11 protein-coding genes are annotated in these 12809 nt (G+C 69.0%); 8 read left to right on the top strand and 3 right to left on the bottom strand.

Going from position 1 to position 12809, the window contains the following annotated elements:
• Positions 1–10: 10 nt before the first annotated feature.
• Both E5CHR_RS27270 and E5CHR_RS27275 read right to left on the bottom strand, forming a co-directional pair.
• Positions 11–1024 carry a Bug family tripartite tricarboxylate transporter substrate binding protein gene (locus tag E5CHR_RS27270; RefSeq protein WP_443083100.1) on the bottom strand — a complete coding sequence of 338 codons (1014 nt, stop codon included), beginning with the start codon at positions 1022–1024 and terminating at the stop codon, positions 11–13.
• 134 nt (positions 1025–1158) lie between these two features.
• Positions 1159–2022 carry a LysR substrate-binding domain-containing protein gene (locus E5CHR_RS27275; RefSeq protein ID WP_162582919.1) on the bottom strand — a complete coding sequence of 288 codons (864 nt, stop codon included), beginning with the start codon at positions 2020–2022 and terminating at the stop codon, positions 1159–1161.
• A 93-nt stretch (positions 2023–2115) separates the two neighbouring features.
• Between E5CHR_RS27275 and E5CHR_RS27280 the strand changes: the two genes are divergently transcribed.
• The 6 genes from E5CHR_RS27280 to E5CHR_RS27305 all read left to right on the top strand — a co-directional run bounded on the left by E5CHR_RS27280 (position 2116) and on the right by E5CHR_RS27305 (position 10054).
• Positions 2116–2706, top strand: a complete 591-nt coding sequence (locus tag E5CHR_RS27280; RefSeq protein WP_162582920.1) for a cysteine dioxygenase family protein — start codon at positions 2116–2118, stop codon at positions 2704–2706.
• Between the two features lie 73 nt (positions 2707–2779).
• Positions 2780–4378 (top strand): rhodanese-like domain-containing protein, encoded by a 1599-nt coding sequence (locus E5CHR_RS27285; RefSeq protein ID WP_162582921.1) that lies wholly within the window; start codon positions 2780–2782, stop codon positions 4376–4378.
• A 16-nt stretch (positions 4379–4394) separates the two neighbouring features.
• Complete coding sequence (gene metC, locus E5CHR_RS27290) at positions 4395–5603, top strand: cystathionine beta-lyase (RefSeq protein WP_162582922.1); 1209 nt, start codon at positions 4395–4397, stop codon at positions 5601–5603.
• A 40-nt stretch (positions 5604–5643) separates the two neighbouring features.
• The gene (locus E5CHR_RS27295; RefSeq protein ID WP_162582923.1) at positions 5644–6663 is read left to right on the top strand and encodes a M14 family metallopeptidase; all 1020 of its coding nucleotides are present in this window, start codon (positions 5644–5646) and stop codon (positions 6661–6663) included.
• Between the two features lie 59 nt (positions 6664–6722).
• The gene (locus E5CHR_RS27300) at positions 6723–7751 is read left to right on the top strand and encodes a Bug family tripartite tricarboxylate transporter substrate binding protein (protein WP_162582924.1); all 1029 of its coding nucleotides are present in this window, start codon (positions 6723–6725) and stop codon (positions 7749–7751) included.
• Positions 7751–10054, top strand: coding sequence for a molybdopterin-dependent oxidoreductase (locus tag E5CHR_RS27305; RefSeq protein ID WP_162582925.1), 2304 nt, complete (start codon positions 7751–7753; stop codon positions 10052–10054). The genes E5CHR_RS27300 and E5CHR_RS27305 overlap by 1 nt, the downstream gene beginning before the upstream one ends.
• Before the next feature lie 97 nt (positions 10055–10151).
• On the opposite strand, the gene E5CHR_RS27310 is transcribed toward E5CHR_RS27305, so the two are convergent.
• Entirely contained in the window at positions 10152–10451 is a 300-nt protein-coding gene (locus E5CHR_RS27310; RefSeq protein ID WP_162582926.1) for a hypothetical protein, read from the bottom strand.
• Positions 10452–10545: 94 nt separating this feature from the next.
• Here E5CHR_RS27310 and E5CHR_RS27315 point away from each other — a divergent pair, with 94 nt between their 5' ends.
• Positions 10546–11508 (top strand): Bug family tripartite tricarboxylate transporter substrate binding protein, encoded by a 963-nt coding sequence (locus E5CHR_RS27315; protein ID WP_162582927.1) that lies wholly within the window; start codon positions 10546–10548, stop codon positions 11506–11508.
• A gap of 5 nt (positions 11509–11513) precedes the next feature.
• Complete coding sequence (locus tag E5CHR_RS27320; RefSeq protein ID WP_162582928.1) at positions 11514–12497, top strand: NADPH:quinone oxidoreductase family protein; 984 nt, start codon at positions 11514–11516, stop codon at positions 12495–12497.
• Positions 12498–12809: the final 312 nt, after the last annotated feature.

The following is a 12809-nucleotide window of genomic DNA, read 5'->3' on the forward strand; positions in this document are numbered from 1 at the left end:
CGGCCGGCCCTCAGTCCACCGATGCGCCGGAAAGCTTCACCACGCGCGACCAGCGCTCGATGTCGCGCCTGAGCTGCGCGGCCAGCGCGTCGGGCGTGCCGGCCACCAGCTCTCCGCCGGCCTCGCGAATCTTCTTCTCCACGGCGGGGCTCTTCAGGACCTTGGTGATGGCGCCATGAAGATAGGCCACACGCTCCGGAGGCGTGCCGGCAGGGACGAAGAATCCGTACCAGTCCTCGTAGGTCATGTTCTTCATGCCCAGCTCCTCGAGCGTGGGCACCTCCTTGAAAACCCCGACGCGACGCGGGCTCGTCACCGCCAGCGCACGCACCAAGCCCTGCTGGATGTGCCCCGCGACGGACGAGGTGGAGGTGATCATGATCTTCACCTGGCCCCCCATCAGGTCGGCCAGCGCCGGGCCCGCGCCGCGGTACGGCACATGCGTGAGGGCGATGCCCGCGTCCTTTTCGAGCACCACACCGAGCAGATGCGACAGGGTGCCGTTGCCGGGCGTGGCGTAAGTGATGCCGTCCGGGCTGGCCTTGGCTTGCCTGCGCAGGTCGTCGATGGTCTTGATCGGCGAGTTCGCAGCCACGACGATCGCCAGCGGCGCCGCGTTGATCTGCGTGATCGGAACGAAGTTCTTGAGGGGATCGAAACCCGGCGCCCGATACAAGCTCGGGTTCACCGCCATGGTCGAGACCTGGGACACGAGCACGGTGTAGCCGTCCGCCTTGCTGTCGGCCACGTATTTCGCGCCGATGTTGCCGCCGGCCCCTCCCTTGTTCTCCGCGACGGCAGGCTGCCCCGTGATCGCCGCGAGCTCATTGGTGACGAGCCGCATGTGATAGTCGTTGCCACCGCCGGGAGGAAAAGGCGACACCAGGCGGATCGGCTGGCTCGGAAAGTCGCCGCTCTTCGGCATCAGCTGCGCCTGCGCCTGCGCTGCCCACGCGCAGGCCAGCCCCGCAATCAGGCATGCCACGCGGCGGATGGGCGTTTGAAAAACAGGCGCGTGGCGCATCGAAGACTCCTTGAAGGTTCAGCCAAAGGAGGTCCATGATGTCAGCCAGTCCCCGAGGGATCGAGCCACTTTCGAAGCAAATTCGATAAGCATCCCTGATGGATCAACAAACCGGCGAGACGGGACGCGCGGCGTCAGGGGTTCCCGGCCCATTGCAGCCGGGTCCTGATCTGGTCGAAGACCTGGCGCGTCAGCGGATTGATCACGCGGTTGCGCACATAGAGCCGGTACACCAGGTCGGGCAATGCCGGCAGGCCTTCCATGGGACCCAGGATGCGCAGTCCGCTGTCGAGCTGTTCCACGCCGCGCGCAGTGACGCCGAGACCGGCGCGCAACGCTGCCCGGATGCCGATCAGGCTGCTGGACGTGTAGCGCGTCAGCCAGGCGACGCTGGCGGCATCCAGCGCCTCCTGCGCGAGGCGCCGGAAGATGCTGGGACCGTCGGCCATGATCAGCGGAATCGGCCGCGCGGGATCATGGACATAGCCCTCTCCGCACAGCCACACGGTGGGCGACGTGCGAAGCACGACGCCCTCCAGGTCGGCATCGAGCCGGTTGGAGATCGCCATGTCGATCTCTCCGCGCGAGAGCGACTCCATGAGGAAGGGGCTGCGGCCCACATGGATGTCCAGTTGCAGCTTCGGAGAACTGCGCACCACCTCTGCCAGGAGGGGCGGCAGCATGGTGTCGGCCACGTCGTGCGGCGCGCCGATGCGCAGCGTCCCCTCCAGCCTGCCTTGCTGCAGGTGGCGAAGGGCTTCGTCGTTCATGGCCAGCATCTGGCGCGCATAGACCAGCAGCCGCTCGCCGTGTTCCGTCAAGCGCTTCTGCCGCCCGCGCTTCTCGAACAGGGGATGGCCGATCTGCTCCTCCAGGCGCTGCATCTGCTGCGTCACCGCAGACTGCGTTCGCCCCAGCTGCACAGCCGCCGCACCGAAGCTTTCGTGGCCCACGATTGCCACGAGGGATCGCAGCAGCTCGAGGTCGAGGGTGTTCATTCATTAATGATACTGATGCTTTTTCTGCCAGCGCTGCGTTGATCGACATCGTGGCGAGGGCTAGAGTGGCTTCGAACCAAAGGAAATTTGCCCATGAATGCCGTGACCGAACAACGCAGTCGAGCCGTCGCATCGGCCATCGCCGAAATGAAGAATGCGATCGGCGGCGCAGAGCCGACGCGCCCTGCCCTGGCCGCCGTGCTGGCCTCCCTTCAGGGCATCGCGGCCCGGCCGGAGCTCTGGCAGGCCGCCGATTTCCCGGCTCCCGAACCCGGCGAACACCAGGCCCGATACCTGATCGCGGAAGACGAAGACCAGAGTTACGCGCTCTACCTGAACGTGATGCGCCCGGGCAAGCGGATCGTGCCGCACAACCATACGACGTGGGCGTGCATCGCGGCGGTGGAAGGCGTCGAGGTCAACCGCGTCTACGAACGCACCGATGACGCTTCGGTGCCAGGCCGGGGCACGCTGCGCGAGACGGCCCGGATCGTGGTGGAGCCGGGCCATGGCATTGCCCTGATGCCCGAGGACATCCACTCGGTGCAGATCGAGGGCGAGCAGGTCATCCGCCACCTCCACATGTACGGGCGTGCGCTGGAGACGCTGACGCAGCGCACCGCCTACGACCTGGAGGCGGGTACCTGCCAGACCATGGGCATTGGCGTTCAGACCCGCCGCTGAACCTCGACTCGCCGCCCTCACCTGCAGCGCCGCAGCACTCTGCGCGGCCGCGTCCTCCTCTTCGCGCTTCCCCATGACGATCGAACGCATCGCCCCCTCCCTCCTCAAGTCCTGGCTTCACGACGGCGAGGAAATCGCACTGCTCGACGTGCGCGAGCACGGCCAGTTCGGCGAGGCCCACCTGTTTCATGCCACGCCCCTGCCATACAGCCGGCTGGAACTGGAAGTGCGGCGCCTGGTGCCGCGGCTCGATGTCCGCACCGTGGTGTATGACGATGGCGCGGAAGACGGCGCCGGTGTCGCAGTGCGCGCGGCGGCACGGCTGTCGGCGCTCGGCTATGGCTGCGTTCACGTGCTGGAGGGAGGAACGCAGGCCTGGCAGGCCGCGGGGTACGTGCTGTTCGCCGGCGTGAACCTGCCTTCCAAGACCTTCGGGGAACTGGCCGAGAAGACCTATCACACGCCACGGGTCACCGCGCCGCAACTGGCGGCCATGATCGCGGGCCCCACACCGCCCGTGGTGCTGGACGGCCGCCCCCCGTCTGAATTCAGGAAGATGAACATTCCGACCGCCACCTGCTGCCCGAACGGCGAACTGGCCTTCCGCGTGCGGTCCATCGTGCCCGACGACACCACCCCCATCGTGATCAATTGCGCCGGCCGCACCCGCTCGATCATCGGCGCGCAGACGCTCATCAACCTGGGCATTCCCAATCCCGTCTATGCGCTGGAAAACGGGACGCAGGGCTGGTACCTCGCGGACCAGGCGCTGGAGCACGGCGGCACGCGGCGCTACCCCGACAGCTCCGGGAGCCCGGTGCTGCGGGAGGCCGCGCAGCAACTCGCCGCGCGCTTCGGCGTCCCGACCCTCAGCGCCGCGACCGTGCAGGCATGGGCCGCGGACGACAGCCGCACGCTCTTTCTGTGCGACGTGCGCACGCCAGAGGAATTCGCCCGGGGCAGCCTGCCCGGCGCGCAGCACACACCCGGCGGACAGCTGCTGCAGGCGTTCGACCAGTATGTGGGTGTGCGCGGCGCCAGGCTCGTGCTGTTCGACGACGACGGCGTACGCGCGCCGACGGTTGCGAGCTGGCTGCGCCAGATGGGACACGACGCCAGCGTGCTCGAAGGCGGGCTGGCCAGCGGACTGGGCCTGGAAGCACCTGCCGCCCCGGTCCCACCGCCGCTGGGCAGGATCTCCGCCCAGCAACTTGCCGCCTGGCTGCCGCGCGGCAACGTTGCCCTCGTGGACCTTCGCCCCGGCATGGCCTATCGCGCAGGCCATATCGACGGCGCACGATGGTCCATCCGGCCGCGCCTGGTGGCCGACCTCGCCAACGAAACGCGGCAGATCGTGCTGGTCGCCGACGAACCCGCGCTGGCGGCATGGGCCGTGACCGAGTGGCAGGCCGCGCAACCGCCCCTGCTTCTGGAAGGCGGCATGGCGGCCTGGCAAGCCGCGGGAGGTGCCGTGGTGGCGACGCCCGCCGAGCCCGCCGATGCGGACTGCATCGACCACCTCTTCTTCGTCCATGACCGCCATGACGGCAACAAGGAAGCCGCGCGGCGCTACCTGTCCTGGGAAACCGGCCTCGTCGGCCAGCTCGACGCGCAGGAGCTGGCGTCGTTCCGCCTGCCGGCGCAAGCTGCCGCGCCGCACACGGGCAACTGATCGGAGGAACGGCACCATGTCCAAGTCAGGCGCTACCGCCACCCCCTCGCCCCTGGGCTTCCAGACACGGCTGCTGCACAGCGGCAAGGCTCCCTCCTTCGTCGGCGGCGCCGCGGTCAACCCGCCGATCGTGCGGGCCAGCACGGTGCTGTTCGCCGACACGGCGCAGCAGCGCGAGATGCGGCAACGCCGTTCTCACGAACGTGTCTTCAGCTACGGCGCGCGCGGCACCCCGACCGCCTTTGCCCTGGAGGACGCGGTCAGCGAACTGGAGGGCGCCTATCGCACGCGGCTGTTCCCCACCGGCCTGGCGGCGATCGGCATGGCGCTGCTCGCCTACCTCAAGCCCGGCGACCACGTGCTGATCTCGGACGGGGTCTACCAGCCGGTGCGCCACCTGGCGCGCAGCTTCCTGGAGCCCTACGGCATCGCATACAGCTTCTTCGCTGCCGACGGCCGCGACGCCGCCGCCCTCCTTCGCCCAGACACGCGCATGGTGTACGTGGAATGCCCTGCCTCACTCGTCTACGAGATGTGCGACCTGCCCGCGCTCGCCCGCATGGCCCATGACCACGGCGCGCTGCTCGCCGCCGACAACACGTGGGGATCGGGCTTCCAGTACCAGCCGCTGGCGCTGGGCGCGGACATCTCGATCATGGCCGCCACCAAATACCTTTCCGGCCATTCCGACGTCATGATGGGCACGGTGTCGACCACGCGGGATACCTGGCAGCCGCTGGCCGACCGCAGCGATGCCTTCGGCATGGCGGTGAGTCCCGACGATGCCTGGCTGGTGCTGCGCGGCATGCGCTCGCTGTCGGCGCGGCTCCAGATGCACGAGCGCCACGCGCTTCAGGTGGCGCATTGGCTCCAGCGCCAGCCGCAGGTCTGCCGCGTGTTCTGTCCTGCATTGCCGGGCGACCCCGGCCACGCGCTGTGGCAGCGCGATTGCCGCGGCACGAACGGCCTGCTCTCCTTCGAGTGGCAGCCCGGAACGAATCCGGAGCAGGTCGATCGCTTCGTCGACGCCCTGTCCCTTTTCGGGCTGGGCGCTTCCTGGGGCGGCTTCGAGAGTCTGGTCACGCCCACCGCCATGACCGAGACCCGGACCGTCGACGACTGGAGCCAGCGGGGCCCGGTCGTGCGCCTGCACATTGGCCTGGAAGATCCTGCGGATCTCCTCGCAGATCTCCAGCGCGGGTTCGAAGCTTCGGCGCCTCGCTGAACGCCGCGGCCTGGCACCCACTTCCAAAGAAAGGCACCCCATGGGATCGATAGGTGAATGGCTGGCCGGAGACGGTGCGGCGCGCACGTCGGGCAATCTCCCCGTCGGCTCGATGGCATCGGGAGCGCCGGTTGCGTTGCCGTGGCTGGGCGTGCGCGGCGCGAAGCCGGGCCGCACGCTCTGGCTGCATGGCCAGGTCCATGGCGACGAGATCAACGGCATCGTGGCGGCGCTGCGGTTCGTGCGCGGCCTGGACCCGTCGACGATGAGCGGCCACGTCATCGTCACGCCCACCGGCAACCCCCAGGCCCTCGATGCCCGCCGCAAGCGCAATCCCTATGACGAGCTCGACCTCGACCAGAGCTACCCCGGCAGCCCGAGCGGCCTGATCACCGAGCGCGTGGCGCATGCGCTGATCGACGAGGTACGCGGCGTGGCCGATGTACTGATCAACCTCCACACCATGAACCCGCTGTTCGACGCGCCGCCCTACACGGTGTACAAGCACCACCCCGGCAGCGGCATCACCGAGGAGCAGCTGCTGGCCGCCATGGCCTGCTTCCACCCGACGCTGGCGTGCCGGCAGGACGTGGGCGGCAAGGGCGAGCTGCCCGGCAACATCGCGGGCGCGCTCGACTACCAGTGCCTCGCGGCGGGCACGCTGGCCTTCATGCTCGAACTGGGCAGCGGCAGCCGGCTGCAGCCGGCCAACGTGGCGCTTGCCGAGGCCGGCTTCCTCGCACTCGCGCAGCAGCTCGGCATCCTCCATGGCAACCAGGCCGCAGGCCCCGCGCGCATGCGAACCGTCAGCCGCCGCGGCTGGGTCACGGCTCAACAGGGCGGCCTGTTCGTGCCGCGCTGCAGCGCCGGCGACCTCGTGGAGAAGGGCGAATCCATTGGCGAACTGCTGGGCATGGACGGCAGCGCTGTGCCTGTGCCGCCCTTCGAGCACGACGGCATCCTGATCGGCCTGCGCACCGACCCCGTGGTCCACACCGGCGAGCGCCTGGCCTTCGTCGCCTGGGAATGGGCTGACCGCGCACCGCCCTCCGCCCACTGAGCGCCCCGTTTCCTTTCGAAATCCACGGCCGCCTGCTGCGGCCATCCCCAGGAGTCGCCATGAATACTGCATCGATCGCCCGTTTGCCGACCGTTTCCGGCTTCGGCCGCCGCCCACTGCTCGCCGCCGCAGCGGCCTGCATTGCCACCTCCCTGGGCCTGCTGCCTGCGGGCGCAGCACACGCGCAGGACTGGCCGGAGGCGGACAAGCCGATCCGCATCGTCGTCGGCTTCCCGGCGGGCGGCGGTGCGGATGCGCTGGCCCGCGCCGTCACCGCGCCGCTGGGCAAGGCGCTGGGCAGCACCGTGCTGGTCGAGAACCGTCCGGGCGCCGGCGGCCTGCTGGCCACCGAGTACGTGGCCAAGCAGCCGGCGGATGGCTACACGCTGTACGTGGCCACGCCCGGCTCCTTCACCATCTGGCCCTCGTTGCGCAAGCTGAACTACGAGCCGTCCAAGGATTTCGCCCCCGTCAGCCTGATGGTGACCATGCCCAACCTGCTGGTGACCGGGGCCGGCACGCCTTACACGAGCGTGGCCACCCTGCTGACCGCGGCCAAGGCGCCCAATGCGCGGATCGACTACGCCTCGGGCGGCGTGGGCACCATTGGCCAGATCGCGGCCGAGCAGCTCAACGTGCTTGCCGGCGTGCACCTCATGCACGTGCCGTACAAGGGCACGGCACCGCTGCTGACCGACGTGATCGGCGGCGTGGTGCCCGTCACCTTCTCGGACCCATCGGCCAAGGCGCTGATCGACAGCGGCAAGCTGCGCCTGCTCGCGCAGACCGGCGCCAAGCGCTCGCCCTTGTTCCCCGGGACGCCCACCATGGCCGAAGCGGGCGTCCCGGGCTACGACCTGTCCAACTGGTACGGCATGGTCGTGCCGGCCTCCACGCCCCCGGCCATCGTGAACAAGCTCAATGCCGCGCTGGTCAAGGTCATGGCGCTGCCCGAGGTCCGCACCCAGCTCGCAGGCGCGGGGATGGAGGCGGTTTCGAGCACGCCGGCTGCCTTCGGCACGCACATCGCCAAGGAACGGGCCCGGTGGGCCGCGTTGATCGCGAAGGCGAACATCCGGGCGGAGTGATGCCCCAGCATCGCGCAGATCCCTCCTACAAGCCGCACAGCGCGCACTGGGGCGCGTTTTCGGCGGCATGGGACGGCCAGACCTTGTCCGTGAAGCCGCGCGCGGGCGATCCGGACCCGAACCCGCTGATCGAGAACTTTCCCGAGGCACTGCGCCACAAGGCGCGGGTGACCACGCCGATGGTGCGCAAAGGCTGGCTCGAGCGCGGCCCGGGCGCCGATGCGATGCGCGGGCGCGACACCTTCGTTGCCATGGGCTGGCCCGAGGTGCTGGACCTGCTGTCCAAGGAGCTCCAGCGCGTGAAGGACGACCACGGGGCCCAGGCCATCTTCGGCGGAAGCTACGGGTGGTCGAGCGCAGGGCGCTTTCACCACGCGCAAAGCCAGGTCCACCGCTTCCTCAACACCACGCTCGGCGGCTATGTGCGCTCGGTGAACAACTACAGCGCGGGCGCAGCCCTGCCGCTCCTGCCGCATGTGCTCGGCAGCCTGGACGAAGTCGCCCGCCGCAACGTCACCTGGGAGCAGATCGTCGAGCACTCGGAGTTCGTGCTCTGCTTCGGCGGCATGGCCTTGAAGAACTCCCGCGTGGCTTCCGGCGGCGTGAGCCGGCACATCGAGCGCCACTCCATGCAGGCCGCGGCGAAGCGGGGCTGCCGCTTCATCTGCATCAGCCCCTTGAAGAGCGATCTGCCCGACGAGGCGGCCTCCGAGTGGCTGCCGGTGACGCCGGGCACGGACACCGCCTTGATGCTGGCGCTGGTCCATGCACTGGTGACGCGCGGACTGCACGACAGCGACTTCATCCGCCGCTATTGCGACGGCTGGAGCGCCTTCGAGGACTACCTCCTGGGCCGAAGCGATGGCACGCCCAAGACTGCGGCCTGGGCGGCGCCGCTGTGCGGCGTGGCCGAGCAACGCATCACCGAGCTCGCGCTGGCGCTCGCCGGCAAGCGCGTGCTGGTCGTCGTCTCGCATTCGTTGCAGCGATCCGAACACGGCGAGCAGCCGGTCTGGATGGGGGCGGTGCTGGCCGCCGCCCTCGGCCAGCTGGGCCTCCCCGGAGGCGGCTACAACTATGCGCTGGGCACGCTCGCCCACTATGGCAGGCGCAACAATGCCGTGCCCGTGGCCGCGCTGCCGCAGGGCACGAACGGCGTCGAAGACTTCATCCCGGTCGCGCGCATTTCCGACATGCTGCTCAACCCGGGCCAGCCCTTCGACTACAACGGCGTGCGGCGCCGCTACCCGCACATCCGCCTTGCCTACTGGGCCGGGGGCAACCCGTTCCACCACCATCAGGACCTTCACCGCCTGGCCGAGGCGCTGCGCACGCTGGAGACCTTCGTGGTGCATGAGATCGCCTGGACCGGCACCGCACGCCATGCCGACATCGTGCTGCCCTGCACGATGACGCTGGAGCGCGAAGACATCGGCGCGACATCGACCGACCCGCTGATGGTCGCGATGCACCGCATTGCCGAGCCGCACGGGCAAGCCCGTGACGACTACGACATCTTCTGCGACCTGGCCGAGCGCCTGGGGCGGCTCGACGAGTTCAGCGAAGGCCGCACCTCGCGCGAGTGGCTCGCCCATCTCTACGAGCGCACCCGCAAGGCATTGCACGACCAGGGCCTGGAAGCGCCCGGGTTCGAGGCTTTCTGGCAGCGCGGCGAGCTCACGCTGCCGCAGCAGGACGATGACGGTGGCCTGCTGCGCGCTTTCCGCGAAGACCCGGTGGCGCATCCGCTGCCCACGCCGAGCGGCAAGGTGCAGATCAGCTCGCCCACCATCGCCAACTTCGGCTATGCGGACTGCCCGGGGCATCCGGCATGGCTGCCCTTCAGGTACGCGCCCACTGCCGAATACCCGCTGTGGCTGGTCGCCAACCAGCCGCACGCGAAGCTGCACAGCCAGATGGACTTCGGAGGCCACAGCCAGGCAAGCAAGCGCAGCGGGCGGGAGGTCTGCACCCTGCATCCGGCCGCGGCCGGCGCGCGCGGCATCCGCGAAGGGGACATCGTGCGGCTCCACAACGAAATCGGTGCATGCCTGGCGAGCGCGCATCTGAGCGCGGACCTGCGCGAGGACGTGGTGCAGCTGGCGACCGGCGCCTGGTATGACCCGGCGACGGACGAACAGGGCCGCGCCATGTGCGCACACGGCAACCCGAACGTGCTCACGCGGGACATCGGCACGTCCTCGCTCGCCCAGGGGTGTGCGGGGCAGCTCTCGACCGTGCAGATCGAGCGCCACGAGGGCCTCTTGCCGCCTATCCGGGCGTTCGACCCACCGTCGGCATAGTCGGCTTCCGCCCGCCTCCAGCTGCCAGCAGAGCGGCAGCGGTTGACGGCGGACATGCCGCTGTCTCTTCGATCCGCTCAGGCGCCGCGGGCGTCAGTCAATGCGCGCCGGTGGCACCCGCTGGAACGATGGCGTCCATCTGCCGCGATTCGCGCGTGCGGACACTGCCCGGCACCTTCCGCACGTGGGTGCCGGTGCCGTCTACGCAGTAGCTGCCGTCGGGCAGTTCATCGAGGATGCCGCCCGTCACGGTCAACAGCATGTCGAACAGCTCGGTCCAGCTGCCGTCGCGCTCTTCTTCCCAGACATACCGGGTCACGCGATAGATGCGGCCACGCGCGTCCTCGACATCGAATTGCCGCTCGGCCACGGTGCGGGTTGCAGGGGTCGTGCTCATGATTTTCATCATACTCCAGCTCTGGTCTTTTGGTAAGACCTATAGACATTTGAGCCAAATCCAATGATCATTGGAGACCAAGGAGACCCTAGACATGCACCGCCGTACCCTCATCGCAGGCGCCCTGCTGGCCCTGGCCGCCGGCCCGGTCCTGGCCCAGAGCGACTGGCCCCAGCGCCCCGTCAAGTTCATCGTGCCCGCTGCCGCGGGCGGCACCAACGACGTGCTCGGCCGCTATCTCCAGGAGCCGCTGCAAAAGATCCTGGGCCAGCCGGTGGTGATGGAATACAAGCCCGGCGCCGGCGGCGCCATCGCTTCGCAATACGTCGCGCAGCAACCGGCCGACGGCTACACCTTCCTGCTGCACGGCAGCGGCTTCGTCACGGTGCCGCTGGTGCAGAGAAAGCCGAGCTACGACGCGCTCAAGGACTTCGTCCCGGTGACGCTGCTGGGCACCTCGCCGATGGTGCTGATGACCCATCCGTCCATGCCGGCCACCCTCGGCGAATTCGTGCAGCAGGCGCGGGCCAAACCCGGCTCTCTCGAGTGGGGTGCCTCTGCGCTGGGCGGTGTCGGCCAGCTGGCGATGGAGGCCTTTCACGAGGCCGCGGGCATCCACAAGATGGTGATGGTGCCCTACCCCGGCGCGGGCCCCTCGGCGCAGGCGCTGCTCGCGGGGCAGACCAAGTACATGCTGTCGACCCCGTCGTCGGTCACCTCCGGCTTCGTGAAGGACGGCAAGATGCGCATCCTCGGCGTGTCCACCGCCAGGCGCAGTCCGCTGCTGCCTGATGTGCCGAGCATCGCGGAAGTGGTGCCCGGCTACGACACGCAGACCTGGTTCGGGCTGCTGGCACGCACTGGCACGCCGCCGCAGATGATCGCGAAGCTCGCCGACGCGATCGCCAAGGTGATGGCGCAGCCGGACATCCAGGAGAAGTTCCGCGCCGTCTACGTGGTGCCGAAGACCGGCACGAAGGAGCTGGGCGACATCGTCCGGACCGATCACGAGCTGTGGGGCCAGGTGGTCAAGGCCAACAACATCACGATGGATTGACGGCCATGAAAGCCATCGTCTGCCGCAGCTTCGGGTCGGTCGATCAGCTGGACTACGCCGAACTCCCGGAGCGCCCACTGCTGCCGAACGAGGTGCGCGTTCGCGTCCGGGCCGCTGGCGTCAACTTTCCCGACTCGCTGAAAATCGAGGGGCTCCACCAGATCAAGCCGCCGCTGCCCTGGGTGCCCGGCAGCGAAACCGGCGGTGTGGTGGAAGCGGTCGGCGCGCGGGTGAGTTCCTTCAAGCCCGGCGATCGCGTGATGGGCGTGTCCGATGCGCGCGGTGGCGGCTTCGCCGAGCAGATCGTGCTGGATGCCGAGCGCGTGTTCGCCCTGCCTTCGCGCATGAGCTTCGAGGAAGCCGCGGCCACGCCGGTGGTCTACGGCACCACCCTCTATGCCTTGAAACAGCGCGGCCGCCTCGCCGCGGGCGAATGGCTGCTGGTGCTGGGCGCGGCGGGCGGCGTCGGCCTTGCGACGGTCCAGCTCGGCCAGGCCATGGGCGCGCGCGTGATCGCGGCAGCCAGCACGCCGGAGAAGCGCGCGCTGTGCCTGGAGCACGGCGCCGAGCACGCCATCGACTACACGCAGCCGGGCTGGCGCGAAGAGGTCAAGGCACTCACCGGCGGGCGCGGCGTGGACGTGGCCTACGATCCTGTGGGCGGCGACGCGTTCGACGAAGCCGTGCGCTGCATGGCCTTCGACGGCCGCTACCTGGTGATCGGCTTCACCTCGGGGCGCATTCCGCAGATCCAGGTCAACTATCCGCTGGTGAAGGGCTTCGATATCCTGGGCGTGCGCTACGACGTGTGGCGCGACAACTGCTGGCCCGAAGCGCGCGCCAACCTGCTGCAGGTGCTGGCCTTCTACGAGCAGCAACGCATCCGGCCGCTCGTCTCGGGTCGCTATCCGCTGCCGCGCGCGGTGGAGGCATTGCGCAGCATCACCTCCCGCACGACCACGGGCAAGGTGGTGCTGGTCGCGGGGTGATGCCGCGGCTCGCATCCAAGCGCATGGGGATGGATGCCCTTCGAGGGGGCTAGTCTTGCGCGCTGCAAAGGCGCCCACGGGTGTGCGGGGCGGCGTGCCACCGTGGCGGTCGGCGCTTTGCGCCGAGTTCCCTGCGATGCTCGCGCAACGGCCTGCCGCGGAACTCGCGACGTTCACTTCGTTCACTCTGCTCAGACAGCCGCGGCAAGTCAGATCACGAAGCACACCTGTCCTTCGGCAGGCGTGCCGGCCGGCTGCACTGCGCTTCTCGGCGCCACAGAGGCACGCCGCCCCGCACACCCGCAGGCACCT

It is taken from the genome of Variovorax sp. PBS-H4 (assembly GCF_901827205.1).
Taxonomy (GTDB): domain Bacteria; phylum Pseudomonadota; class Gammaproteobacteria; order Burkholderiales; family Burkholderiaceae_C; genus Variovorax.